Annotated in this window: 27 protein-coding genes; 14 read left to right on the forward strand and 13 right to left on the reverse strand. The window is 52.2% G+C overall.

Annotated elements, in window-relative coordinates; translation table 11 throughout:
* The first annotated feature begins 127 nt into the window (after positions 1-127).
* Together flhB and flhA are read left to right on the forward strand one after the other, a co-directional pair.
* Positions 128-1,279, forward strand: coding sequence for a flagellar biosynthesis protein FlhB (gene flhB, locus AAZR23_RS03055; protein ID WP_054425696.1), 1,152 nt, complete (start codon positions 128-130; stop codon positions 1,277-1,279).
* Positions 1,272-3,368 carry a flagellar biosynthesis protein FlhA gene (gene flhA / locus AAZR23_RS03060; protein WP_434690477.1) on the forward strand — a complete coding sequence of 699 codons (2,097 nt, stop codon included), beginning with the start codon at positions 1,272-1,274 and terminating at the stop codon, positions 3,366-3,368. The genes flhB and flhA overlap by 8 nt, the downstream gene beginning before the upstream one ends.
* A 363-nt stretch (positions 3,369-3,731) precedes the next feature.
* Here the strand turns inward: flhA and AAZR23_RS03065 are convergent, their stop codons facing one another.
* From AAZR23_RS03065 to flgA, 3 genes are all read right to left on the reverse strand, one after another.
* Positions 3,732-4,172: a flagella synthesis protein FlgN gene (locus AAZR23_RS03065; protein WP_182105064.1), complete on the reverse strand. Its 441-nt coding sequence runs from the start codon at positions 4,170-4,172 to the stop codon at positions 3,732-3,734.
* A 7-nt stretch (positions 4,173-4,179) separates the two neighbouring features.
* Positions 4,180-4,500: a flagellar biosynthesis anti-sigma factor FlgM gene (gene flgM / locus AAZR23_RS03070; RefSeq protein ID WP_434690480.1), complete on the reverse strand. Its 321-nt coding sequence runs from the start codon at positions 4,498-4,500 to the stop codon at positions 4,180-4,182.
* A 114-nt stretch (positions 4,501-4,614) separates the two neighbouring features.
* Complete coding sequence (gene flgA / locus AAZR23_RS03075; RefSeq protein WP_054425700.1) at positions 4,615-5,271, reverse strand: flagellar basal body P-ring formation chaperone FlgA; 657 nt, start codon at positions 5,269-5,271, stop codon at positions 4,615-4,617.
* Positions 5,272-5,447: 176 nt separating this feature from the next.
* On the opposite strand from flgA, the gene flgB reads away from it, so the two are divergent.
* The 11 genes from flgB (at position 5,448) to flgL (ending at position 15,623) form a co-directional block, all read left to right on the forward strand.
* Complete coding sequence (flgB, locus tag AAZR23_RS03080) at positions 5,448-5,864, forward strand: flagellar basal body rod protein FlgB (RefSeq protein WP_434690483.1); 417 nt, start codon at positions 5,448-5,450, stop codon at positions 5,862-5,864.
* Between the two features lie 5 nt (positions 5,865-5,869).
* Positions 5,870-6,274 (forward strand): flagellar basal body rod protein FlgC, encoded by a 405-nt coding sequence (gene flgC, locus AAZR23_RS03085; RefSeq protein WP_004236840.1) that lies wholly within the window; start codon positions 5,870-5,872, stop codon positions 6,272-6,274.
* A gap of 11 nt (positions 6,275-6,285) precedes the next feature.
* A complete protein-coding gene (locus tag AAZR23_RS03090; protein WP_218428035.1) occupies positions 6,286-7,110 on the forward strand; it encodes a flagellar hook assembly protein FlgD in 825 nt (274 codons plus the stop codon).
* 29 nt (positions 7,111-7,139) lie between these two features.
* Positions 7,140-8,354 carry a flagellar hook protein FlgE gene (gene flgE, locus AAZR23_RS03095; RefSeq protein ID WP_218428037.1) on the forward strand — a complete coding sequence of 405 codons (1,215 nt, stop codon included), beginning with the start codon at positions 7,140-7,142 and terminating at the stop codon, positions 8,352-8,354.
* Positions 8,355-8,375: 21 nt separating this feature from the next.
* Positions 8,376-9,131, forward strand: coding sequence for a flagellar basal body rod protein FlgF (locus tag AAZR23_RS03100; protein ID WP_218428039.1), 756 nt, complete (start codon positions 8,376-8,378; stop codon positions 9,129-9,131).
* A 19-nt stretch (positions 9,132-9,150) separates the two neighbouring features.
* Positions 9,151-9,933: a flagellar basal-body rod protein FlgG gene (gene flgG, locus AAZR23_RS03105; protein WP_046892427.1), complete on the forward strand. Its 783-nt coding sequence runs from the start codon at positions 9,151-9,153 to the stop codon at positions 9,931-9,933.
* A gap of 76 nt (positions 9,934-10,009) precedes the next feature.
* Positions 10,010-10,759 (forward strand): flagellar basal body L-ring protein FlgH, encoded by a 750-nt coding sequence (locus AAZR23_RS03110; protein ID WP_218428041.1) that lies wholly within the window; start codon positions 10,010-10,012, stop codon positions 10,757-10,759.
* Between the two features lie 17 nt (positions 10,760-10,776).
* Positions 10,777-11,883, forward strand: coding sequence for a flagellar basal body P-ring protein FlgI (locus AAZR23_RS03115; RefSeq protein ID WP_218428043.1), 1,107 nt, complete (start codon positions 10,777-10,779; stop codon positions 11,881-11,883).
* Positions 11,883-12,860 carry a flagellar assembly peptidoglycan hydrolase FlgJ gene (flgJ, locus tag AAZR23_RS03120; RefSeq protein WP_052927386.1) on the forward strand — a complete coding sequence of 326 codons (978 nt, stop codon included), beginning with the start codon at positions 11,883-11,885 and terminating at the stop codon, positions 12,858-12,860. Before AAZR23_RS03115 ends, flgJ begins: the two co-directional genes overlap by 1 nt.
* A gap of 150 nt (positions 12,861-13,010) precedes the next feature.
* Entirely contained in the window at positions 13,011-14,651 is a 1,641-nt protein-coding gene (gene flgK / locus AAZR23_RS03125) for a flagellar hook-associated protein FlgK (RefSeq protein WP_218428045.1), read from the forward strand.
* A 24-nt stretch (positions 14,652-14,675) separates the two neighbouring features.
* Positions 14,676-15,623 (forward strand): flagellar hook-associated protein FlgL, encoded by a 948-nt coding sequence (gene flgL, locus AAZR23_RS03130; RefSeq protein WP_434690488.1) that lies wholly within the window; start codon positions 14,676-14,678, stop codon positions 15,621-15,623.
* A gap of 69 nt (positions 15,624-15,692) precedes the next feature.
* On the opposite strand, the gene AAZR23_RS03135 is transcribed toward flgL, so the two are convergent.
* Positions 15,693-16,646 carry a LysR family transcriptional regulator gene (locus AAZR23_RS03135; protein WP_218428047.1) on the reverse strand — a complete coding sequence of 318 codons (954 nt, stop codon included), beginning with the start codon at positions 16,644-16,646 and terminating at the stop codon, positions 15,693-15,695.
* Between the two features lie 112 nt (positions 16,647-16,758).
* Between AAZR23_RS03135 and AAZR23_RS03140 the strand changes: the two genes are divergently transcribed.
* On the forward strand, positions 16,759-17,496 hold the full coding sequence (locus AAZR23_RS03140; RefSeq protein WP_218428049.1) for an SDR family NAD(P)-dependent oxidoreductase: 738 nt from the start codon (positions 16,759-16,761) through the stop codon (positions 17,494-17,496).
* Between the two features lie 163 nt (positions 17,497-17,659).
* Here the strand turns inward: AAZR23_RS03140 and fliR are convergent, their stop codons facing one another.
* The 9 genes from fliR to fliJ form a co-directional block, all read right to left on the reverse strand.
* On the reverse strand, positions 17,660-18,445 hold the full coding sequence (gene fliR, locus AAZR23_RS03145) for a flagellar biosynthetic protein FliR (protein WP_434690493.1): 786 nt from the start codon (positions 18,443-18,445) through the stop codon (positions 17,660-17,662).
* 3 nt (positions 18,446-18,448) lie between these two features.
* Positions 18,449-18,718, reverse strand: coding sequence for a flagellar biosynthesis protein FliQ (gene fliQ, locus AAZR23_RS03150; protein ID WP_046892418.1), 270 nt, complete (start codon positions 18,716-18,718; stop codon positions 18,449-18,451).
* Positions 18,719-18,730: 12 nt separating this feature from the next.
* Positions 18,731-19,468 carry a flagellar type III secretion system pore protein FliP gene (gene fliP / locus AAZR23_RS03155; RefSeq protein ID WP_373876591.1) on the reverse strand — a complete coding sequence of 246 codons (738 nt, stop codon included), beginning with the start codon at positions 19,466-19,468 and terminating at the stop codon, positions 18,731-18,733.
* Between the two features lie 11 nt (positions 19,469-19,479).
* A complete protein-coding gene (gene fliO, locus AAZR23_RS03160; protein ID WP_218428055.1) occupies positions 19,480-19,947 on the reverse strand; it encodes a flagellar biosynthetic protein FliO in 468 nt (155 codons plus the stop codon).
* A 1-nt stretch (position 19,948) separates the two neighbouring features.
* Positions 19,949-20,359 carry a flagellar motor switch protein FliN gene (gene fliN / locus AAZR23_RS03165; RefSeq protein WP_218428057.1) on the reverse strand — a complete coding sequence of 137 codons (411 nt, stop codon included), beginning with the start codon at positions 20,357-20,359 and terminating at the stop codon, positions 19,949-19,951.
* Positions 20,352-21,365 carry a flagellar motor switch protein FliM gene (gene fliM / locus AAZR23_RS03170; protein WP_218428059.1) on the reverse strand — a complete coding sequence of 338 codons (1,014 nt, stop codon included), beginning with the start codon at positions 21,363-21,365 and terminating at the stop codon, positions 20,352-20,354. Before fliM ends, fliN begins: the two co-directional genes overlap by 8 nt.
* Positions 21,366-21,370: 5 nt before the next feature.
* Positions 21,371-21,856, reverse strand: a complete 486-nt coding sequence (fliL, locus tag AAZR23_RS03175; protein ID WP_218428061.1) for a flagellar basal body-associated protein FliL — start codon at positions 21,854-21,856, stop codon at positions 21,371-21,373.
* Between the two features lie 163 nt (positions 21,857-22,019).
* Positions 22,020-23,396, reverse strand: a complete 1,377-nt coding sequence (locus tag AAZR23_RS03180) for a flagellar hook-length control protein FliK (protein WP_434690498.1) — start codon at positions 23,394-23,396, stop codon at positions 22,020-22,022.
* Positions 23,381-23,824 (reverse strand): flagellar export protein FliJ, encoded by a 444-nt coding sequence (gene fliJ, locus AAZR23_RS03185; RefSeq protein ID WP_046892412.1) that lies wholly within the window; start codon positions 23,822-23,824, stop codon positions 23,381-23,383. Before fliJ ends, AAZR23_RS03180 begins: the two co-directional genes overlap by 16 nt.
* Positions 23,825-23,831: the final 7 nt, after the last annotated feature.

Consider the following 23,831-nt stretch of genomic DNA (forward strand, 5'->3'; position numbering starts at 1 on the left):
AAAACCGCCACTCCTGCTTTAATCAGGGAATTGCACCGTTAAGTTCGGTCATTTTCCACCATTGAATTTGCCGCACTCTGTCATGCTATAGCCATAAGCAAAATCCCGGCAGACGGCGGAGGCGTGTGTGTCTGATGAAAGTGATGTAGAAAAAACAGAAGAACCCACCCCCCATAAAAAACAGAAAGCCAAAGAAGACGGACAGATTGTCCGCTCGAAAGAACTCAGTTCACTGATGATGATGCTGGCGGGTATCAGCCTGCTGTGGTTAAGCGGCGGCCATCTGGCGGGACAGCTGCGGGATATTTTTCGTCAGGGATTTATCTTCGATAACTTTTATCTGCAGAACCCGGGGCTGATGCTGCGTTTTCTCGGAAAGGTGATTGGTGAAGCCTTGTTTGCGCTGCTGCCGGTTGTCGGTGGTCTGGCTCTGGTCGGTATTTCCGCCTCGGCGCTGGTCGGCGGTCTGGCGTTTAACACCAAATCCATCAAATTTGACCTGACAAAACTCAGCCTGCTGAAGGGACTGAAACGCCTTTTTTCCATGAATGCGCTGGCCGAATTATTCAAGGCGATTCTCAAATCCCTGCTGATTGGCCTGGGCGCATGGATTTTTTTATGGCAGGCATGGCCGTCATTACTGCATCTGGCGATGGAATCCCCGTCAACAGCGATGGCAAACGCGATGCAAAAAGTACTTTTTGCCGGTTACCTCATCATTTTTATGCTGATCCCGATGGTGGCATTCGATGTGTTCTGGCAGTTCCGTTCGCACCTGAAAAAGCTGCGGATGAGCCGCCAGGAAATCAAGGATGAATTTAAACAGCAGGAGGGGGACCCGCAGATAAAAGCGAAAATCCGTCAGCAGCAGCGTGCGATGGCACGTAACCGCATGATGGCGGATGTGCCGCAGGCGGATGTGATTGTGACGAACCCGACACACTACGCCGTTGCTCTGAAATATGACGAGAAAAAAATGACCGCGCCGCGGGTTCTGGCCAAAGGTGCCGGTGTGCTGGCACAGCGGATCAAAGAGATTGGTGCGGAGAACCGCATTTTACTGCTGGAGGCTCCGCCGCTGGCGCGGGCACTTTACCGTCATGCTGAAGTGGGGCAGTCGATCCCGGCGGCACTGTATGCCGCAGTGGCGGAAGTGCTGGCATGGGTGTTTCAGCTGCGCCGCTGGCGTCGTGAGGGCGGCCTGAAACCGAAAAAACCGAAGAATTTACCGGTGCCGAAGGCACTTGATTTTGTTGGAGAAAATACCCGAAATGGCTAATCTGGCTGCACTTTTTAGATTACCGAAAACGATGCAGGGAGCACAATGGCAGTTACTTGCCGGGCCGGTCCTCATCCTGATGATCCTGTCAATGATGGTACTGCCGCTGCCGGCGTTTGTGCTGGATTTGCTGTTTACCTTCAATATCGCGCTTTCGATTATGGTGCTGCTGGTGGCGATGTTCACCCGCCGCACACTCGATTTTGCCGCGTTCCCGACTATCCTGCTGTTTTCCACCTTACTGCGCCTGTCGCTGAACGTGGCCTCAACCCGTATCATTCTGATGGACGGTCACACAGGTCCTGCGGCGGCGGGCCGGGTGGTGGAAGCCTTCGGGCACTTCCTGGTCGGCGGAAACTTTGCTATCGGGATTGTGGTCTTTATCATCCTGGTGTTAATCAACTTTATGGTTATCACCAAGGGTGCGGGACGTATTGCCGAAGTCGGTGCGCGTTTTGTTCTCGACGGGATGCCGGGTAAGCAGATGGCGATTGATGCGGATCTGAACGCCGGGATCATCAATGAAGAAGAAGCGAAGCGCCGCCGCACCGAAGTGACTCAGGAGTCCGATTTCTACGGCTCGATGGACGGTGCCAGTAAATTTGTCCGCGGTGATGCTATCGCGGGGATCATGATTATGGTCATTAACGTGGTCGGTGGTCTGATTGTCGGTGTGGCGCAGCATCATATGGCGCTGGGCGATGCCGCCAGTACCTATACGCTGCTGACTATCGGTGATGGTCTGGTGGCACAGATCCCGGCACTGATTATCTCCACTGCGGCCGGTGTGATTGTGACCCGTGTGGCAACCGATGAAGATGCCGGTGAACAGATGGTCACCCAGCTGTTCAACAACCCGCGTGTGATGTGGCTGAGTGCAGGGGTTCTGGGATTGCTGGGGCTTATTCCGGGCATGCCGAACTTTGTGTTCCTGTTATTTACGGTGGCGCTGGCATCACTCGGCTGGTATCTGGTGAAGAAAAGTAAAGAGCCGGTCAAAGAAACCGAAACCAATGCGCAGGAGCAGCATTTCCGTGAGGCGAACAAAGTCACGGAAGCGACCTGGGATGATGTGGTGGCGGAAGACCTGCTGGCGATGGAAGTCGGCTACCGTCTGATCCCGCTGGTGGATAATGATCAGCAGGGTGAACTGCTCGGACGTATCCGCGGACTGCGCAAAAAATTCGCGCAGGAAGTGGGGTATCTGCCGCCGGTGGTGCATATCTGCGACAACCTGGAACTGGCGCCGACCGCCTACCGGATTCTGATCAAAGGCGCGGAAGTCGGGCGTGGTGAAGCGCAGCCGGGCCGCTGGCTGGCGATTGACCCGGGCAATGCAGCCGGCTCTCTGGAAGGCGATGCCACACAGGAACCGGCCTTTGGTTTACCGGCAGTATGGATTGATGATGATCTGCGTGAGCAGGCACAAATTCAGGGTTACACAGTGGTATCGGCCAGTACGGCGGTGGCGACGCACTTTAACCAGATCCTGCTGGAATACGCGAGTGACCTGTTCGGCCGTCAGGAAGCGCAGATGCTGTATGACCGCCTGAAGAAAGAGATGCCGAAGCTGGCGGATGATCTGATTCCGGATACATTGTCACTGACTATCTTCCATCGTGTATTACAGAATCTGCTGACTGAAAACGTCATGATCCGCGATATGCGCACCATCATTGAAACGCTGGCAGAGCAGGCCGGTGAGAATGGTGAGCAGAAAGATACGGATGTTCTGACCTCGCAGGTGCGTATTGCACTGGGTCGCGCCATCACCCAGCAGTGGTTCGGTGCGTCCGGGGAAATTCAGGTCATTGGTCTGGATGCGGGGCTGGAGCAGATTCTGTTACAGGCGTCGAAAAGCGGTGGCGGCCTGGAGCCGAACCTGGCACAGAATATCGAAATGCAGGCAATGAATGCCGTACAGCACCAGGAAGCCATGGGCGCACCAACGGTATTGCTGGTCAATCACTCACTGCGTCTGATTTTATCCCGCTTCCTGCGCCGCAGTCTGCCGCAGCTGGCAGTAATGTCTAATCTCGAACTGAATGACCGCCGTCAGATACGGATGACCTCTATGATCGGCGGTTAATACCGGACAACATAACCATCCAAAGGGGAACCCGCGCACGCAGGTTCCCCTTTTTGTTATATGCACCGCCGTTCTTCCCGGGAAAAAGTTTTTATCACTGATGAAAAGCGGTGACGGGCTTTGTTTATCCGGATATCTGAATTGTTGTGTAGTGATTGGGTTGCCAGCCGGGTATCCGGAAAAATGATCGGTACAACCGGTACTGATTATGTCAGGTCAGCACTCCGGGAAGTGTATAAAGGTATGATGTGAGAGCATCCTGTTTACCGGTGTGATATCAGGAAGGCACGGCAGTAACGCAGGATGATAAACAGTGAGATTATACGCAGGGGAGATTAACTGCCGGGGGAGGGCAGTTAATTATCAGACAGAAATTTTTTTGCCGAGCACCGGAGTACGGGATTCCTGGCCATCAGAGCCGTAAGTTGCCTGGTTATTATGCTTTTTCATAAAATCCAGCCGTTCCTGATTAAACTGCATATGCAGCTTCAGCATCTGATGATTGCGGTAATTCATCTCTTTCAGCGTGGTGGTCAGATCTCTGATCGCATTCCAGACAGTGTGCATGGTTTCATTATTTTCATAAGGGGCACACAGACCGCTTTCCTGCTCCAGCGCCTGACGGCGGGTTTCATTATGGCCGATTGCGGCAACCAGAAAGCGTTTCTGCTCCGTGGCTTCCTGAAACGGGGACTGCGGAACGCGCGGGTAGCCGAGTAACAACTCTTCATTTTTCATCACCTGGTGCAGTGACTGCAAATGAGAGAGTTGTTGATCCAGCAGCGGCAGCAGTTGATCAGCCATTAGTTGATCAGTCATTTTTATCAGCACTGTCCATGGATAACATGCATTCATGTGCATCGCGCAGCAGGCTGTCAGCAATTTTACCGGCGTCCATCCGTAATGTGCCGTCTTTCAGTGCCTGTTTGATTTCAGCGACTCTTGCCGTATTAATATCGTTTTTACCCGGTGCAAGCAGCTGCTTCTGAAGTTCGCTCGGCGAAAATGCGCTTTCGCGGACTGTCTCTTCAGCCTGAATTTTTTTATCGCGCACCGGCGCGGCCAGCTCTTTCGGATCGCGGTTAGTCACTTTGGTCAGTGCTGAAATCGCGGATGTTTGCTCAATTGCCATATCTGTTTTCCTTTTCCCGATCTGTATGAGATGGAGGGGCGCCTCCCTTGTGCTCATTGTTTATCGGCAATCTTATCTGAAACTTTATATCTAAATTTATCACTCAGCATATAACTACAGTGACACTTTCACGCTGCCGTTTTCAAGGGCTTCGCCGCTGATAACCTGACCATTGACCAGCCGGACGCGGATTGGCGTTCCGGCGGCGGCATTATTAATGGCACGGCCTTCATATTTTACCGAGAAATTATCACCGTCCGCCATGACAAAAACACTTTGTCCGGCTTTTATTGCCCAGGCTTTGCGGGTCATCGAGGCAACATAGGTCTGGCCTGCATCAATATTGCGCAGGGCAATTGCACCGCGGAGCGACATTTTATCGGTAACGGCGCCCGCAGGCAATTTGTGAAGTAATCCGCGTTTTGTGCCGATATCCACAAACTGAACAGTATCACCGCGCTGAATCTGCCGGGTCGCCACGTAATACTGACCGGTGACATTGACAGCCAGCTGCATAAAGGTGCGTTTTTTGCCGCATAACACCGGCAGAGACACATTACCGGTGTTGCGTCCGCCCGCAGGCAGTTGCAGTACCGGATTTTTGCAGGCGGGCCAGCGGTCGATCGGGGTTTTTATCTCAACAGATACCTGCATCGGTTTCGGATGCAGCTGACGGAAGTAACGGTTGATATCTTCCGGTAAACCGGCGTGTGCTGAGGCGGAAAATACCAGTAATCCGCTGATAAACAGGGTGCGGTAACGGGATGTCATTTTCTTCTCCTTGCACAAACACGGTTATTTCTGATGGTCGCAGTTTACGCAATTTCCGCACTGTTGAATCCGGTAAATAGGTTGGTTATTTCGCGTTTATCCCGCCATTAGATTTTCCCGGGGCGGATAATATACCTGTCACTAAAACAGGCGTAACACATCAACAGAGGGCAGACATGCTTGATAAGTTAAATGCCACGTTTGCATTCCAGCAGCAGGCACTTTCGCTGCGGGAAACGCGTCAGACAATCCTGGCATCCAATATTGCCAATGCGGATACCCCCGGGTATCAGGCACGGGATATCGATTTCAGTCATCAGCTGAAACAGGCGATGAATAACGGCACGGTGAAAAACAGCGGCCTGGCAATGGCGGTGACCGCAAAAGGTCATATCAGCGGGCACGGTGCCGCAATGCCGTCGGCGGTCGATCTCAAATACCGGGTTCCGTATCAGACATCGATGGACGGTAATACCGTGGATATGGATGTTGAACGCAGTCAATTTGCTGATAACACCCTGAAATATCAGGCTGACCTGACCTTTATTAACAGCCGTGTGAAAAGCATGCTGGCTGTCTTACAGCAAGGGTAATCACCATGGCATTACTGAGTATTTTTGATATTTCCGCTTCCGCACTGACCGCACAGTCCCAGCGGCTTAACGTCAGCGCCAGTAACATGGCGAACGCAGAAAGTGTCGCAGGGCCGGACGGCGAGCCGTACCGTGCAAAACAGGTGGTATTTCAGACCGCTCCGCAGGGGCGTTATGACATCGGCGGTGTAAAAGTCAGCCAGCTGATTGAAGACCCGGCACCGCCGCGTCTTGAATACAAACCCGGACACCCGCTGGCGGATGAAAAGGGCTATGTGCGGATGCCTAACGTGGACACTGTGGGTGAAATGATCAACACCATTTCCGCGTCCCGCAGCTACCAGGCAAACCTGGAAGTGATGAACACAGCCAAAGTGCTGTTGCAGAAGACCTTAACCCTCGGACAGTAACGGAGTGAGTCATGGGGATTAATGCAACAACCAATGACCCGGTCAATAACGATATTGATACGCAAAAAAAACCGCAGAAAAGTCAGAGTGACGATATGCGGGATACCTTTCTGCAAATGATTGTCACGCAGATGCAGAACCAGGATCCGACCAAACCGATGGATAACACGGATCTGACCAGTCAGCTGGCGCAAATTGCCACACTGGAAAGTATGAATAATCTGAATGACAGTGTCAGTGGTATATCAAAACAAATTAACTCCGGTCAGTCATTACAGGCGACACAGCTGGTCGGAAAAAATGTTCTGATCCCGGGCAGTGATTTGGTGTTGGTTCCTGTCAGCAACGATATTACCCTGGTCAAACCGGATAATCCTCTGCCGGGCGAAGATATATCAATTGCATCATTCGCCGATGATAACAAAGGTGATGACAGCAAGGATGACGATAATAACATTCAGACCGGATTTGAATCTTCTCCGTTTGGTTTCTTCCTCGCTAAACCGGCGGATAAAATCGAGATAACTATTCGCGATAAAAATAAAGGAATTGCCAGAACTATCACGATTGACGGTGAAACAAAACCGGATATCTACGACAGAACATGGGACGGGCGTAATGATAAAGGTGAGCTGGTACTTGATATCAAAGGAAAATATACCTTTGAAGTTAAGGCCAGTCTGAAGGGAGAGGAAATACCAGAAAGTAGTGTAATCAGACTGAAATACGCAAAAGTGAATGGTGTCACACCGGGTGCGGATGCACCGTTACTGGATGTGGGTATCGGCCACAGCGTGCTGCTGTCTGAGATATTTAAAGTTTATCCGGATTCTTAATTACTAAACCCAATTGTCATGGAGGTGACATGTCTTTTTCACAAGCAGTCAGCGGCCTGAATGCCGCTTCATCCGGTCTTGATTCGATCGGTAACAACATTGCCAACTCCGCAACCAACGGCTTTAAAGGGGCGCATGCGTCTTTTGCTGATATGTTTGCCGGTTCCGGTGTGGGTCTCGGGGTTAACGTTGCGGCGGTTTCCCAGAACTTCAAAGACGGTGCTATCACCCGTACTGACCGTGCCACAGACGTTGCGATTTCCGGTAACGGTTTTTTCCGTCTGCTGGATGGTAATGGTGATGTGGTTTACAGCCGTGATGGTGAATTTCACCGTGACAAGAGCGGTAACCTGGTCAACAACCAGGGCATGATGGTCACCGGCTTCCCGGCGGGAACTGATGCTAATGGTGACGTGACTATCCAGACCGGTGGTGTGCCGCAGCCACTGAATATCCCGACCGATATGATGGATGCCAAAGCGTCAGCCAAAGGTGAATTAACAATCAACCTGAACTCAGATGATAAAGTGCCGACGGTGGCTGCGTTTGACCCTGATAACCCTGACAGTTACAACTTCAGCACCACCATGACCACCTATGACAGCCAGGGTAATACCCATGAGGTCGCGGTTTACTTTATTAAAACCGCTGACAATAAATGGACCGTCAAAGCCAAAGACAGCAGTGATAAAACAGCGGCTGTTCAGGATCTGGGCAACATGGAATTTGACGGTAACGGTAAATTAAAAGGTACCGCTGATTTTAAATTCAACTATACAGGCTTAAACGGTGCGGATAACGGTACGATTGACCTGAGTTTCAACAAAACCCGTCAGCAGAAAGTCAACGAATCATCAGTCAGCAAAATTGATGTTGATGGTTATCAGTCCGGTGAATATACCAGCTTCAAAATTGAGAATGACGGCACCATCACCGCCAGCTATTCCAACCAGCAGAAGCGGACCGTCGGTAAAATCGCACTCTCTTCCTTTGCCAACAATAATGGTCTGGCATCCCAGGGCGGTAACGTCTGGAAAGCGACCAATGCTTCCGGTAACCCGATGGACGGCGTTCCGGGAACCGGGCAGTTCGGTAACCTGACCGGCGGTGCGGTGGAAGCCTCCAACGTGGATATGAGCCAGGAACTGATCAACATGATTGTGATGCAGCGTAACTATCAGTCCAACTCGCAGACCATCAAAACGCAGGATCAGATGCTGCAGACGCTGGTTAACTTACGTTAAGCATAAAGACAGAAGGTGGCCATGGATCACGTCATTTATACGGCAATGGGCGGCGCTAAGCATGCGCTGGAAAATCAGGCCATTGTCTCGAACAACATTGCCAACGTCTCGACGTCCGGGTTTAAGGCACAACTGTCCGCGATGCGGGCCGTGCCGGTAAACGGTGATACAGAGCAGACCCGGACACTGGTGGTTTCTTCAACACCCGGGGCGGACATGACTCAGGGACCGCTGAATTACACCGGCCGTCAGATGGATGTGGCACTTAACGAAGGTCATTTCCTGGCGGTTGCGCTGCCGGGCGGGGAAGAAGCGTATACCCGTAACGGCAGTATTCAGGTTTCAGCGGACGGTCAGCTGATGCTGGGTGATCACCTTCTGCAGGGTGACGGCGGTGCGATTGATGTGCCGCCGCACGCAGAACTGACCATCGGCGGTGACGGTACTATCACCGCGCTGATCCCGACGGATCCGCCGACGATGCTCGGACAGATTGGCCGCCTGAAAGTGGCGGAAGCGAAACCGCAGGATTTGATGCGCGGGGAAGACGGGCTGTTTCATCTTACGGCGGCGGCGCGTAACGCCAACGGCAATGAACTGCCGGTCAGTGAGCGCGGCAAAGTGTCTTCCGGTGTGCTGGAAGGCAGTAACGTCAATCCGGCTCAGGCGATGGTGGAAATGATCGCCAATGCGCGTCATTTTGAGATGCAGATGAAAGTGGTTCACAGCGCGGATGAGAATGCCCAGCGGGCCAATCAGCTGCTTTCTGTGAGTTAATATTCAGTAAGGAATTATCATGATCCGTTCATTATGGATTGCCAAAACCGGGCTTGAAGCCCAGCAGACGAACCTGGATGTTATTTCCAACAACCTGGCCAACGTCAGCACCAACGGTTTTAAACGCCAGCGTGCGGTGTTTGAAGATCTGCTTTATCAGAACATCCGCCAGCCGGGTGCGATGAGCTCTGAACAGACCTCTCTGCCGACCGGCCTGCAACTGGGTACCGGTGTGCGTCCGGTGGCGACCACCCGTATTCATGCTCAGGGTGCGCTGAACAAAACCGGCACCTCTACCGATATCGCCATCAGCGGACAGGGTTTTATCCATGTCCAGATGCCGGACGGCTCTGATGCGTATACCCGTGACGGTTCTCTGCATCCGGATCAGAACGGCCAGCTGGTGACCTCATCCGGTTATCAGATTGTCCCGGCCATTATGATCCCGGAAGGGGCTCAGAAGATGGAAATCGGCCGTGACGGTACTGTTTCTGTCACCATGTACGGTGAAAGCCAGCCGCAGCAGGTCGGACAAATAACCCTGACCACCTTCATTAATGATGCGGGTCTGGAGAGTATCGGTGAAAACCTCTACATGGAAACCGCCAGCTCAGGTGCGCCGACAGAAAGTGCCCCGGAAACCAACGGCGCAGGCCGTCTGTATCAGGGCATGGTGGAAACATCGAACGTTAACGTGGCGGAAGAGCTGGTCAATATGATCCAGACGCAGCGTGCGTACGAAATCAACAGTAAGGCCGTTTCCGCCTCTGACCAGATGTTACAGCGTCTGACACAACTGTAATCCCTGTCCCGGCGCTGAGATTATCACCGCCGGGGCGTTTTGACTGAGACACGCACAGAACAGCAAGAGTATTAAGATGACTGAAAGCGGCATTGTTCCACGGCAGCAGGATTGCGCAAGTTTTCCTGCAACATCTGTTTGCGGGCGCGGACTGGTGACAGCGGCAGTGCTTGCCGTATCACTCAGCGGCTGTGCTTACATCAAACCCAAACCGCTGGTGGATACCCACACCACCGCGCTGCCGGCTGCACCGACTGCCCCGGCCGCGAACGGTGCTATTTTTCAGAGCGCACAGCCGGCCTACTACGGCTATCAGCCGCTGTTTGAGGACAGACGCCCGCGTAACGTCGGCGATATCCTCACCATCAATCTGCAGGAAAACGTCAGCGCCAGCAAAAACTCCTCCGCGAATGCCAACCGAGCCGGGAAAACCGGGTTTCTCGCCGCAATTCTGCCCGGCTTTATGCAGGGCTGGCTCGGCGGCGGTAATACAGAGCTGGACGTAAAAGGTAACAGTGAATTTACCGGCAAAGGCGGTGCCAATGCCCAGAACACCTTTAAAGGTACGATTACAGTCACAGTAGATCAGCTGCTGGCTAACGGTAACCTGCATGTGGTGGGTGAAAAACGGATCGCCATCAACCAGGGCACGGAATCTATCCGTTTCTCCGGTGTGGTCAACCCGCGCACCATCGGGGCGGATAACAGTGTCAGCTCAACGCAGGTGGCGGATGCCCGTATTGAATATGTCGGCGACGGCTATATCAATGAATCGCAGAATATGGGCTGGTTACAGCGTTTCTTCCTGAATGTGTCACCGTACTGAGCAGAGGTAAAGTGAGAATGAAAAAAGTACTGACCGGCCTGCTGATTGCGGTTTTGGGTGTGGCGAGTATCCCCGCACACAGCGAGCGGATTAAAGATCTGACCACCGTGCAGGGCGTACGTGAGAATGCACTGATTGGTTACGGGCTGATTGTCGGCCTCGACGGCACCGGTGACCAGACCATGCAGACGCCGTTTACCACACAAAGTCTGAATAACATGTTGTCGCAGATGGGGATCACTGTCCCGCCGGGCACGAATATGCAGCTGAAAAATGTGGCGGCGGTGATGGTCACCGCCAAAATGCCGCCGTTTGCCCGCTCCGGCCAGGCAATCGATGTGGTCGTTTCCTCAATGGGTAACGCCAAAAGCCTGCGCGGCGGCACATTGCTGATGACTCCGCTCAAAGGCGTGGACGGACAGGTTTATGCGCTGGCTCAGGGTAATATCCTGGTCGGCGGTGCCGGTGTCAGTGCCGGAGGCAGCAGTGTCAAAGTGAACCAGCTGGCCGGCGGCCGTATCAGCGGCGGGGCAACGATTGAGCGTGAACTGCCGGGCGGATTCGGTCAGAACGGCGTGATTAATCTTCAGCTGAATGAAGACAGTTTTGCGCTGGCGCAGGATATCAGTGACGCAGTGAACCGTCTGAACGGCTTCGGCACAGCGACACCACTGGACTCCCGTACCGTACAGTTGCGCGTACCGCCGAGCAGCAGTGATCAGGTGCGCTTCCTGGCGCGGGTGCAGGATCTGAATATCCGTCCGCCGCAGAATGAAGCCAAAGTTATCCTGAATTCCCGTACCGGCTCGGTGGTCATTAACCGGACTGTCACCCTCGACAGTTGTGCGGTCGCCCACGGCAGCCTCGCGGTGACAGTTGATCGCGAGACTCAGGTCAGTCAGCCGGATACCCCGTTCGCCGGTGGCCAGACCGTCGTGACCCGCAATACCAATGTCGGGATACGTGAGCAGGACGGTACACTGAAGAAAGTGAATGCCGGAGCGAATCTTAATCAGGTTATTCAGGCACTCAATACATTAGGCGCCACACCGACTGACCTGATGTCGATTTTACAGGCGATGGAAAGCGCCGGTTGTCTGCGGGCGAAACTGGAGATCATCTGATGAGCGACATACAGTTGATGCAGAGTGCGGCCTACGATGTGCAGTCGCTGGGCAGCCTGAAACAGCAGCTGAATGAAAAACCGCAGGAGGGGCTGCGTCAGGTGACGCAGCAACTGGAGGCGACCTTTGTTCAGATGATGCTCAAAAGCATGCGCGCCGCACTGCCGCAGGACGGATTATTCTCCAGCGATCAGACGCGGATGCTGACCAGTATGTATGACCAGCAGATAGCCCAGAACCTGTCAGAAAAGGGGCTGGGCTTCGGCGATATGATGTATAAGCAGCTTTCTGCGGGTAATGAGCCGGACCTGCCGCTGCGTTCGTCGATGATGCCGCTGGATGATGCCACCGTTATTCAGTCGATGCCGCAGCAGGCGATGGCACAACTGATGCGGAAATTCAGTTCCGCGGGGGATGCGCTGAGTTCACCGTTGAAAAAAGTGCGCGAACTGGGGCTGAACAGTCAGAATTTCATTGCAAAACTGACAGCACCGGCGAAAGCGGCGTCACAAAAAAGCGGCGTGCATCATCTGCTGATTCTGGCGCAGGCCGCGCTGGAAAGCGGCTGGGGTAAGCGGGAAATTCTGACCGCTGACGGCAAAACCAGTCACAACCTGTTTGGTATCAAAGCCGGAAAAGGCTGGGAAGGGCCGGTCACCAATATCATGACCACTGAGGTGATCAACGGCAAGACCATCAAAATGCGGGATAACTTCCGGGTTTACGGCTCTTATGAAGAGGCGATTGCCGATTACACCCGCCTGCTGACTGAAAATCCGCGCTATCACGGTGTGAAACAGGCAGTCAGTCCGGAGCAGGCCGCACAGCGTCTGCATAAAGCCGGTTACGCCACCGATCCGGGCTATTCGGACAAACTGATTGTCCTCATCAATCAGATTCGCGGCACGCCGGCGGCGGCTCCGGTTGCTTCACGGGCAGTACAGGCATACACACTCGATTTGAGTGACATTTTCTGACTGTTTCCGGCGTAAAAAAATAGAGTGAAACACTAAATTTTTGCGCCGTCTTTCCGATAACCAAGTAAGACATAATTTTAAACGGATGCTATCTGCGCTGCATTTTCAGTAAGTCGCCGGGAAAGCAGTCGCCAGAGAAAGGAAAAGCACATGCTGAATAATGTAATGAATAACGCATTAAGCGGAATTAACGCGGCCCAGGGCGGGCTGAGTGTTATTTCCAACAACCTGGCTAACGCCGGGGTGGGCTATTATCACCGTCAGAGTGCGGTATTCGGTGAAAACCCGGGCACCATGACAACCAACGGCTACTTTGGTAACGGCACCTATTTCAGCCATGTCCGCCGTGAGTTTGATGAGTTCGTCAATGGGCAGTATAACAATGCGCGTTCCCGCAGTGGTGACTATGAAGCGTACATGAAAAATGCCTCTGGTGTGGATGACTTGTTATCTAACAGTACGGATGATATTGCCGGGATGCTGGGCAGTTTCTTCACCTCTCTGGACGAAGCGGCCAGTGATGCCAGTGATAAAACTCTGGTGGATGTATTTCTCGGTAAAGCCAAGGCGATGGTCGGGCAACTGAAAGAATCTGATCGCCGGCTGCGTGAAATGGATAGCGATGTAAATCATCAAATTGATAATAAAATCAATGATATTAATACCTATGCAGAAAAAATTGCCAAACTGAATGAGCAGATCAGTAACTCCCGTGCGACTACCGGTGCAGAACCGAATGATCTGCTGGATGTGCGTGACCGCCTGGTCAGCGAGTTAAATTCGGTTGTCGGCGTCAAAGTGATCGAACAGAACGGTAACTTTAATGTTTCCTTTGCGAATGGTCTGCCGCTGGTGACAGGCGGACGCGCTAACCGTCTCGAAGCAGTGGCATCCAGTACGGATGACAGCCGTCTGAGTGTCGGTTTTATTGATTCTTCCGGTAACGTCCGTGAAATCAAAGATGAACAAATTCGTGGTGGTGAACTGAGTGGTGTTCTGCGCTCACGCCGTGAAATTATCGACCCGGCAAGACAAAAACTGAATCAGATGGCGCTGGTCTTTGCGGAAAAATTCAATGAGATTCACCGTAAGGGTTATGATTCCAAAGGTCAGACAGGTAAAGATTTCTTTGCTGTCGGCGGTGGTAGTGCGGTAGGTAACTCCCATAACAAAGGTAAAGCTGATTTTGATATTAAATATGGTGATACCTCTCAGATAACCGGCAGTAACTATGATGTCAGTTTTGACGGTACCAACTGGAATGTGACCAAATTACCGGAAGGTACGGCTGTGAATGCGAATTTCGATGCTGCTTCCGGAACACTGAGCTTTGATGGCATGGATATTAAGATCAGTAATAACACAGCACAGGCGGGCGATAGTTTTCTGCTCAAGCCGGTGGATAATGTTATCGGCGGTATGAATACCCTCATCACTGATGCAGCAGATTTTGCCGCAGCAGATAGTACTGGAGGCGACAGTAACAATGAAAACATTAAAGAGCTGGTGAAATTACAGGATCAGAAACTGGTCGGCGGAACATCAACGTTGTCAGATTTTTATGCATCACTGGTTAATGACGTGGGCAGTAAAGCGAGCCAGGCTCAGATTGACTCTGAGGTTCAGAATAAACTGACGGTCAGTTTTTATGAGCAGGAACAGGCTATTTCAGGCGTCAATACCAACGAAGAAAGTGTTCAGATGCAGAAAATGCAGCAATTCTTTAATGCGAATGCCAAAGTGCTGTCGACTGTTGAGGATTTATTCAACGTTCTGATGCGTGCATTCTGATTTTGAATTAAGAAGGAAATTATCATGCGTTTCAGTACCAATTTAATGTTCAGTCAGCGTGTAACAGATATGAACAATGCCACTGCGCGCTGGATGGAAGCAGGCAGTAAACTGGCATCCGGTAAAAGAGTCAGCAAACCTTCGGATGATCCTCAGGCATCTGCACAGGCAGTACGGGTCAGTCAGTCTGAAACCCGCAACCAGCAGTATGCATCCACCCGCGGCTATGCCAAAACCGGGATGACGTTGCAGATGAGCATTTTATCGCAGATGAATGAAGTCTCCACGCAGATAGATACGACGGTGATTCAGGCATCCAACCAGGGAGCACTCAGTGACAATGACCGGGCATCATTGGCTGAGCAGTTACAGGGGCTGAAAGATCAGCTGGTATCTCTGGGGAACACGACGGACGGTAACGGACGTTATATTTTTGGCGGTTATGAATCAGGTACCCCGCCGTTTGAGGTGGATGCAACGACCGGTGACGTGCTGTATAAGGGGGGGGATAAATCCATTACCCAGAACGTGGGCAGTGACCGGGAAATGATCAGTTATTTCGCCGGATCGGAAGTGTTTGCCACGACTACCAACGCGAAAGGCGAAAAAGTTGCTGATATGTTCACCGCGATTAACAAAGGTCTGGATGCCCTGAAGATCCCTCAGCAAAATGCCTCACAGGCCGATCTGGACAAAGCAAAAGCCGGCATGGAAGAAGCAAACCGCGGGGTGAAAGCCGGGATGGAAAAAATCTCCAATATTGAAGCTAAACAGGGTTTACAATTACAGGAAATTGACAGCCTGGACTTCCTCTCCCAGACCCGGAAAATCCAGAATGAAAGCCGTCTCAGTGGCCTGGTTGACACCGACTGGACCAGCACGGTGTCGAATTACCAAAAAGAAATGGCGCTGTTCCAGGCCTCACAGGATATCTTTAAAGATCTCAACAGCATGTCGCTGTTCGGTCGTTAAACTATCCGTATGCAGTACTGAATTCCTTTGGCCGTCCCTGCGACGGCCTTTTTTTGTGCCGGATACGGCTCAGCGCACCGGTGCTATCACCCAGTGATCCGGGAATTCCGCTTCCGGTTTCAGCTCTTCGGTCAGAAAATCCATAAATGCACGGATACGCGGTGAATGGCGGGTATCTGCCGGACAGGCAAGATAATAGATATGTGAGACATTGGCGTACTCTTCCAGGACCCGCACCAGTTTTCCGCTTTCCACCGCTTTATGCGCGATAAAATCATGCATCATCGCCGGGCCGTTACCGTCAACCGCCATATAATAAGCTGCCATCACATCCTCAAAAAAGGCCAGATCGCCGGTGGTTTCGACATGTACCACTTCATTATTGATCACCAGCGGCCATGGCAGCGGGCGGGTATGTTCCGGCAGGTGCATCTGGAGGCAATTATGATGGACCAAATCATCAGGGGTGTTCAGCGGAGGCGCATGTTTCAGATAGTCCGGCGAGGCCAGGATCCAGAACCGGGCATAATCGATTTTGGTTGCCACCCAGTCCGGCAGGCGGTTAATCCAGCTGGTGACCACCACATCACACTCCGTGGTTTCCTGATTCAGGATACGGAAGCGCAGATGAAAATCGACCTCTATCTGCGGGTAACGGTGACGAAATTTAGGCATCAGCGGAAACACTTTACGGTAAGCATAGTCATTCGGCAGGCTGACGCGGATTTTCCCGGCCGGAATGGTGCGCATATCCAGCAGCGTTTCCTCGGCGGTATACATAGCCTGCAATGCGGTTTTGCAGTAACCGAGATACTGTTCACCGGCTTCTGTCAGGCGGATATGTCGTGTGGAGCGCAGAAACAGCGCGCTGCCGAGCTTCTGCTCAAGCCGTAATATGGTTTTACTGACGGCTGCCGGTGAAATATTCATGGCTTTGGCAGCACCGGTAAAGCTTTTCAGTTCAGCAGCACAGCAAAACAGTTCCAGTGTTCCCAGCATCAGGTCATCAAAATGGCGCGGCATTATTAACCTCAGGTTGGTAATGAAGTGATATCAGGGTAGTTTATTTCACGCAACGAAGAAATATAATAATTTACATCAATTGCAAGTATTAAATCATAATCACAGGCTATCTATGAAACCACAACAGCGAACTGCCATCATCACTGATGCAGAAAGTTGTCTGGGGAAAGCATTAGTCAGAACACTGCTTGATGAGCATTACAATGTGATCGGAATATTCAGCAGTGAAGAGAATAAACAAAATTTTTTACAGGAATTGGATAATAAAACCGCATTTCTGCCTGTTACCGGTGAAAGCCACTGCATCGATTTTGCCGGACAACTAATACAGCAGGGTATTATTAACTTCGGAAATATCGATATTATTATTCATAATTCCGGTGCTTTTCTCAGCAAAACTTATGAAAAGACGACGCCGGATGATTTCATGCATTTAATAAACAGTAATATTTATAGTTTATTTAATCTGAGTCAATTGGCGATTAAAAACATGTTGAAAAATCACGGTGGTAAAATTATCGTGGTAACCTCCTGCATTGCCCTGCAACCGTCACAAAAAATACCTGCCGCACTGAGTGTGCTGGCAAAGGAAGGTGTGCACGGACTGGTCAGAGCACTGGCGCTGGAGTATGCGAAGAAAAACATCCGCGTGAATGCAGTGGCACCCGGCTATATCGCCGGGGCAGCAAATACAGAACTCAATCAGGATTTTATTAATTTAGTATCACCGGCGGATAAAGTCGGAACCATTAATGATATTATTGAAAGCATTCGTTTTCTGCTGAAGTCTGACTATATTAACGGCACTATCATGCCGGTTGATGGCGGATATTCAGCAGGTAACTGGTAACCGTGTTATTTCTCAAGTCGTTTTCCGGATTATACACAGCAATATTCATTTGTACGCCATTACCGGAGCCGGTAATCACTTTCTCGGTGATTACCGGTTTTTTTATTAACAGGGGGTAACGGATATTTATGCGGTTATGACGCCGGATATGAGTCAGAAGCAGTTACTGTAAAGCAAACAGATTTAAAATAAGTGATAGCTGCTCGAACGCCTGATGAACCACGCGTTCGGTAAATCCCGGCAGAACGGAAATAATCAGACCCATCATACTGATACCGACAGTCAGTGTCAGCGGAAAACCCACCACAAAAACAGACAGCTGCGGTGTCATCCGGTTCAGAATACCTAATGCCAGGTTAAGAATCAGGAACAGCGTGATAAACGGTAATGCCAGCATTAATCCGTTGAGAAAGATATGGTTAGCGGATTGTACCAGCATACGGAACCCCTCGCGGTTGAGCGGGGTGACCTGTACCGGTATGAGGTCAAACGAACTTATCACGATGTGGATCAGCCACAGATGCCCGTCAAACGCGAGAAACAGCAGCAGGGTGATAAGGTTGAGTATCCGCGCCAGAATCGGCATGTTCGGCCCGCCGCTCGGGTCGAAAAAGGTGGCGAAAGATAAGCCCATCTGAAGACCGATCACTTCACCGGCGTGACGGACAGCGGCAAATGCCATCTGCATGGTCAGTCCCATCGCCACACCAATAACCACCTGCTGTAAAATCACCCATAAACCGGGAGCGGAAAACAGCGGGATATTCACCACCGGCAATTGCGGGGAGACAATCAGGACAGTAAAGAATGCCAGCATCACCCGCACTTTACTGATCGATTGCTTTTCATTGAAAAATGGTGCTGTTCCCAGCAGTGCCAGTACCCGGATAAACGGATAAAATCCCTGGCTGAGCCACAGCGTCAGTGTTTCACTGGTGATACTTAGCATAGGTCAGCCGATAATGAACGGCAGATTGGTTAACAATGTGCGCATGTAGTCAGTGAGCAGATTGAGCATCCACGGGCCGGCAATCACAATCACACTGATAACAGACAGAATTTTCGGAATGAATGACAGGGTCATTTCATTCACCTGTGTGGCTGCCTGTAACAGGCTGATCAGCAGGCCGGCTGCCAGCGCGGCCAGCAGCAGCGGGGCTGCCAGCATCAGGGCAATTTTCATGGCTTCGGTGCCCATCGCCATTACGGATTCCGGTGTCATATTCTCTCCTGACTAAAAAAAGCTTTGTGATAATGAACCGAGCAGTAACTGCCAGCCATCCACCAGCACAAAAAGCATCAGCTTAAAGGGCAGGGAAACCGTGGCGGGCGGTACCATCATCATCCCGAGCGCCATCAGTACACTGGCCACCACGAGGTCAATAATCAGGAACGGAATAAACAGGGTAAAGCCAATCTGAAAAGCGGTTTTCAGTTCACTGGTAATAAAGGCCGGGATCAGGATACGCATCGGCACATCTTTGGCTTCCTGAATCTCACCGGTTTTGGCAATACGGGCAAACAGCGCCAGGTCGTTTTCGCGCGTCTGGCCGAGCATAAAGGTGCGCAGCGGTGCGGTGCCCCGGTCCAGAGCCGTTTCCAGACTGATTTTGTCTTCACTGAACGGACGGTAAGCATCTTCGTAGACTTTATCGAAGACCGGCGACATCACAAAAAAGGTCAGGAACAGGGCCAGACCCAGCAGAACCTGATTGGGGGGCGCGGAGGGCGTTCCCAGGGCATTACGTAATAATCCCAGCACGATAATGATGCGGGTAAAACTGGTTGTCATCAGCAGCAGGGCAGGAATAAAGCCCAGCAGTGTCAGAAACAGCAGGGTCTGAACCGGCAGAGACCAGCTCTGGCCGCCGTCCGGCAGCACATGACTGACGACACCCGGTAATGAAGCGTGAGCCTGCGGAACCAGCAGAAACAGAGCGAGAGCCGGAATGGCGCGTTTGAGCAATAACATCATGAAAAATCTCAGCGTGGTTCGTCAGCCGGTGCCGCATTTTTACCGGCGGCACGTTTGGTTTTCAGCAGCGCCTGAAAGGCGGAAGGGGCATCGGTCACCGCAGCCGGGTCGGCCGGGCAGCGGTGCAGCAGATTAACCGACTGCGCGGTGACGCCCAGTACCAGCCACTCTCCCTGAATTTCCGCCACCACCAGGCGCTCTTTATTACCCAGAGAGCAGGTGCTTCTGACTGTCAGCAGCGGGTTTTTCCCGGCCAGTTTCGCCGTAAAACCGAATTTACGGATAAACCAGGTCAGACCGAGGATCAGCAGGATGATGCCGCTGAGGGCACCGGACACCTGAATCAGGCTGTCCGTGCTGTTAATCGCCTGAGAACCAACGGCAGGCGGCGTCAGGGAAACAGAAGAAAAAACGGCACTGTCTGCCGTTTTCTCTGCGGCCGGTAAAACGGGGTTTCCGGAAGCGGTCGGTGTCATATCAGCGGCTCAGACGACGCATACGTTCTGACGGGGTGATAATATCGGTGATGCGGATACCGTAATTATCGGAAACCACCACCACTTCACCCTGGGCAATCAGATAGCCGTTGATCAGGATATCCAGCGGCTCACCGGCCAGTCCGTCCAGTGCCACCACAGAGCCCTGGGATAAACTCAGCAGCTTCTTGATGGTCATTTTTGTCCGGCCCAGTTCAACAGAGAGACGGACAGGGATATCCATAATCAGATTGATATCAGACAGCTGATTCAGCGGATTCTGGCTGTCGAGATTATCAAACGCCTGGCTGCTCCCGGTTTCTGTTTTTTTTTGTTGTTCCATTGCTTCTGCCCACAGAGACTCGCCATCGTGTTCCGGGTTCATATCAGGAGTGTTGTTCGCCTCACTCATTGGTTTTTTCCTCGTCCAGAGTGTTTAATACAGGATTAATCAAATGTTCCACACGCAACGCATACTGCCCGTCCCGGGTGCCATACTGGCTGGTCAGGACAGGTACGCCATCCACACTGACGATCAGGCGATCCGGTTTCTCCACCGGGATCACATCCCCTTTTTGCAGTTGCAGTAATTTTGAAATCCGCAACGGGATTTCAGCAAAGTTCGCCACCAGTTCCAGCTCGGAATGTTTCACCTGAGTGACCAGGCTGGAAACCCAGGCTTCATTTTCCTGATGACCGTGTTCCATCGGCGGGTTAATCAGCCGCTCGCGGATAGGTTCAATCATTGCGATCGGAATACAGATGCTCAGCTCACCCACGGTATTGCCGATTTCCACCAGGAAAGAGGTGGTGACCACGATATCGTTGGGGGAGGTGGTGATATTGGTGAATTTCACCTGCATTTCAGAACGCACATATTCCACATCCAGTTCAGCAATCGGCTTCCAGGCATCGCGGTAGGCATTCAGTGCCAGCTTCAGCATGCGGTGGATAATACGCTGTTCTGTATTGGTGAATTCTTTGCCTTCAGAACGGACCGGAAAACGGCCGTCACCGCCGAACAGGTTATCCACGGCGATATAGACCAGTGCCGGTTCAAAGGTGAACAGCGCCGTTCCGCGCAACGGCGGCATATGCACCAGGTTCAGGTTGGTCGGCACCGGCAGGTTGCGGGCAAATTCATGATAAGGTTCAATTTTGATACCACCGACGGTGATATCAGGGCTGCGGCGCAGCATATTGAACAATCCCATCCGGAACTGACGGGCAAAGCGCTCGTTAATAATTTCCAGGGATTGCATACGCTCGCGGATTACGCGGCGCTGGGTATTCGGGTCATAAGGGCGGACTTTGTCCTTACCCTTACCCTGTGCTGTATCGGCAGGCTGCGGCTCTGACGGCGAGTCACCATTGAGCAGCGCGTCTATCTCTGCCTGAGATAAAATATTATCGCTCATCAGTTTTACCGGAGAATAAAGGTGGTGAATAACACATCCGAAATTTCCTGATCCGGCTGTCCCTGTACTAATGTCGGGGCTAAGGTGGTTTTAACTGCCGTCATCAGCCGGAGTTTGCCGTCGTGGGTGCCGAGGACCTGCGGTGATTGCTGAGAGAGCAGCAGTAACAGGCGGCTGCGGACTTCCGGCAGATATTCATGAAGCTGTTTGCGGGAACGCTCATTGGCCAGGCGCAGTGTCATATCAATATACAGCACACGATCACGGCCGTTATCCGCACCGGGAAGGTTCACGGTAAACGGTTCAATGCCCATAAAGATAGGCTCAGGCATGTTGGCCCGTATTTCGTCTGCGGTACCGGCGGTGGTGTTGTCCTGCTGAGAAGACCACCAGCTGTAACCCCCGAAACCTGCTCCTGCGAGGGCAATCAGGGCGAAGATAACCAGTAACCCGGTATTGGAACCTTTTGAGGCATTGCGTGAAGACGACATGTTAACTGAATTCCTATTTCTTGATAGCAAAACCCGTCAGGGGTTTCATACTCTGTAAGCCCGTCCATTATGGCGTGCTTCTGAAGGACTAAAGGGGGGAAAAACGAAGCAAAAAGGCGGTAACTCGGGGCTTTAGTCCCTGTACCGCCGTTATGCGCTGAAATCAGGCGAAGGTATCGATCCCGCCGCGGGCGCGGGCATCATGAAGTGCCGCGGGACGGGAAATGGTATCTGTGCTGATATTTACACCACTGATACCACCGGCGGATGCCACGGCATCAGCACTGTTACTGCTGTGACGATCGTCACCGCCGCTTTGCTGATCACCGTGATATTCCTGCCCGACGGAACTCTGTGCCAGGTGAATGCCGCTCTCCTGAAGGGCGTTACGCAGAACCGGCATCATGGATTCCATAGCAGCACGGACGTGGCTGTGCGGAGAAATAAAGTGCATAACCGCCTGATTATCCTCAATTTTAAGATGGATATTCAGTGAGCCCAGTTCTTCCGGATGCAGACGCAACTGTGCCTGCTGCAATCCCTGACGGGAGAAATAGAGCATATTCTGACTGACCTGCTGCTGCCACAACTCACTGCCGAGTTGGGCGGTCAGCTGCATGGCGGGCTGAGCCACCGGCGCATTTGTCTGAGCTGAGGTACTTTGTGCCGCAGTTGGCATCAGTGCCGGGCTCTGCACAGCAGTATGACTGCCCGGCGCGGTTATCGTCTGAAAGGCGCTGCTTTCTGTTTTGATGCTGAATGCGCTCTTGCTGTTATCGGCACTGTTATCAGCGGCGGAAGCCAGAGATAACGGCACGGAGGTATCCGCGGATTTCTTATTCAGCGGCAGGAAATCATCCGGCAGCGTGTTCTGATCCGGTTTTTGGGCATCGGTCAGTGAAAAACGCGGCTGATCCACGCGCGGTTTGGATTTATCATCAACAAACAGGGTGCGGGCATCATTATTTTCATCCGTAAGCAGAGGCTTATCACTGGTCTTCGTCAGTACCTCTTCCGGCAGATCTGTGGTTTTGACGCTGTTTTTTCCGCTGTCATCAATATGCAGCTTTGTATCGGCAGCCGCTTTATCCGCAGTGCGGCTTTCGCGTCCGGTCAGCCGTTCTTTCAGCAGCGCAGCCAGGGCATTGTCCGCTTCACCTTCTGTCAGCGGTAATGCAGGTGCATCATCCCCGGTGGTCAGCAGTTTTGCATCCAGCGCTGGTGAGGCCGTATCTCCGGCAAGGCGGCGGGAGAAATTCAGCTGTGCCATCGTATCCGCACCGGTCTGTTTTCCCTGCGCAGCAGCCGTTTTGCTGTCTGCCGCCTGTTTATGTGCAGCATCGTTGCGGGTTTGTTTCACTGCATGTACTGCCTGTGCCGGTTTTTCCGGGCGCGGCTGTTGTGCATCCATCACTGCCTGAAACGGCAGGGCGGTTGCCTGTGCATCTTCCGCACGCGGTGATTCCTGTTTATTCAGTGCATTGTCAGCGGAGCTGACGGCTTTGGTACCGGCGTTGACATCCATTAACGGGTTCTCCATAAAGTCGCGCGCTGGGCAAATTCATCCATCTGTTTTTGCTCCAGCCGGTTTTGTCGTTGATTTTTTGCATGATCCGCACGGCGGATCAGCGTATCGAAGGCATTGACGCGCTGCTGTTTTTCCTGCCAGTGACGGTTGGCATCACTGACCCGCTGCTCCCACAATGTCAGCTGGCCCTGCTGCTGCTCAATAGTCAGCTCGAGCGTGACCAGAAACTGCTGATAGTTCTGCCATTTATCGGCAGCCATTCCGGTATGCAGTGTCTGATTCAGTTTCTGCCGGTAATCTGCCTGATAATTCTCCAGCATGGTCAGCTGCTGACTCATCTGCGTGTGTGTCTGACGAACCTGCGCCAGCACTTTAGCCGCCTCTTCGGCGGCATCTTCGGCCAGATTTAACAGTGTGGTGAGTGCATGCGTATTTGACATTGACGAC

It is taken from the genome of Morganella sp. Je.2.23 (assembly GCF_051129855.1).
In the GTDB taxonomy this organism is placed as follows: Bacteria; Pseudomonadota; Gammaproteobacteria; order Enterobacterales; family Enterobacteriaceae; genus Morganella; species Morganella sibonii.

Bases quoted from the DNA above. Each gene is read 5' to 3' on its own strand.
- fliO (WP_218428055.1), bottom strand. From the start codon at position 19,947: ATGACACCGACCGCTTCCGGAAACCCCGTTTTACCGGCCGCAGAGAAA.
- flgJ (WP_052927386.1), top strand. From the start codon at position 11,883: ATGAGCGACATACAGTTGATGCAGAGTGCGGCCTACGATGTGCAGTCG.
- AAZR23_RS03180 (WP_434690498.1), bottom strand. From the start codon at position 23,396: ATGGAGAACCCGTTAATGGATGTCAACGCCGGTACCAAAGCCGTCAGC.
- AAZR23_RS03090 (WP_218428035.1), top strand. From the start codon at position 6,286: ATGGGGATTAATGCAACAACCAATGACCCGGTCAATAACGATATTGAT.
- AAZR23_RS03140 (WP_218428049.1), top strand. From the start codon at position 16,759: ATGAAACCACAACAGCGAACTGCCATCATCACTGATGCAGAAAGTTGT.
- flgC (WP_004236840.1), top strand. From the start codon at position 5,870: ATGGCATTACTGAGTATTTTTGATATTTCCGCTTCCGCACTGACCGCA.
- flgB (WP_434690483.1), top strand. From the start codon at position 5,448: ATGCTTGATAAGTTAAATGCCACGTTTGCATTCCAGCAGCAGGCACTT.
- flgA (WP_054425700.1), bottom strand. From the start codon at position 5,271: ATGACATCCCGTTACCGCACCCTGTTTATCAGCGGATTACTGGTATTT.
- fliN (WP_218428057.1), bottom strand. From the start codon at position 20,359: ATGAGTGAGGCGAACAACACTCCTGATATGAACCCGGAACACGATGGC.
- fliM (WP_218428059.1), bottom strand. From the start codon at position 21,365: ATGAGCGATAATATTTTATCTCAGGCAGAGATAGACGCGCTGCTCAAT.
- flhA (WP_434690477.1), top strand. From the start codon at position 1,272: ATGGCTAATCTGGCTGCACTTTTTAGATTACCGAAAACGATGCAGGGA.
- fliJ (WP_046892412.1), bottom strand. From the start codon at position 23,824: ATGTCAAATACGCATGCACTCACCACACTGTTAAATCTGGCCGAAGAT.
- AAZR23_RS03100 (WP_218428039.1), top strand. From the start codon at position 8,376: ATGGATCACGTCATTTATACGGCAATGGGCGGCGCTAAGCATGCGCTG.
- AAZR23_RS03115 (WP_218428043.1), top strand. From the start codon at position 10,777: ATGAAAAAAGTACTGACCGGCCTGCTGATTGCGGTTTTGGGTGTGGCG.
- fliR (WP_434690493.1), bottom strand. From the start codon at position 18,445: ATGCTAAGTATCACCAGTGAAACACTGACGCTGTGGCTCAGCCAGGGA.
- flgG (WP_046892427.1), top strand. From the start codon at position 9,151: ATGATCCGTTCATTATGGATTGCCAAAACCGGGCTTGAAGCCCAGCAG.
- fliL (WP_218428061.1), bottom strand. From the start codon at position 21,856: ATGTCGTCTTCACGCAATGCCTCAAAAGGTTCCAATACCGGGTTACTG.
- AAZR23_RS03065 (WP_182105064.1), bottom strand. From the start codon at position 4,172: ATGGCTGATCAACTGCTGCCGCTGCTGGATCAACAACTCTCTCATTTG.
- flgK (WP_218428045.1), top strand. From the start codon at position 13,011: ATGCTGAATAATGTAATGAATAACGCATTAAGCGGAATTAACGCGGCC.
- AAZR23_RS03135 (WP_218428047.1), bottom strand. From the start codon at position 16,646: ATGCCGCGCCATTTTGATGACCTGATGCTGGGAACACTGGAACTGTTT.
- AAZR23_RS03110 (WP_218428041.1), top strand. From the start codon at position 10,010: ATGACTGAAAGCGGCATTGTTCCACGGCAGCAGGATTGCGCAAGTTTT.
- fliP (WP_373876591.1), bottom strand. From the start codon at position 19,468: ATGTTATTGCTCAAACGCGCCATTCCGGCTCTCGCTCTGTTTCTGCTG.
- flgL (WP_434690488.1), top strand. From the start codon at position 14,676: ATGCGTTTCAGTACCAATTTAATGTTCAGTCAGCGTGTAACAGATATG.
- flgM (WP_434690480.1), bottom strand. From the start codon at position 4,500: ATGGCAATTGAGCAAACATCCGCGATTTCAGCACTGACCAAAGTGACT.
- flgE (WP_218428037.1), top strand. From the start codon at position 7,140: ATGTCTTTTTCACAAGCAGTCAGCGGCCTGAATGCCGCTTCATCCGGT.
- fliQ (WP_046892418.1), bottom strand. From the start codon at position 18,718: ATGACACCGGAATCCGTAATGGCGATGGGCACCGAAGCCATGAAAATT.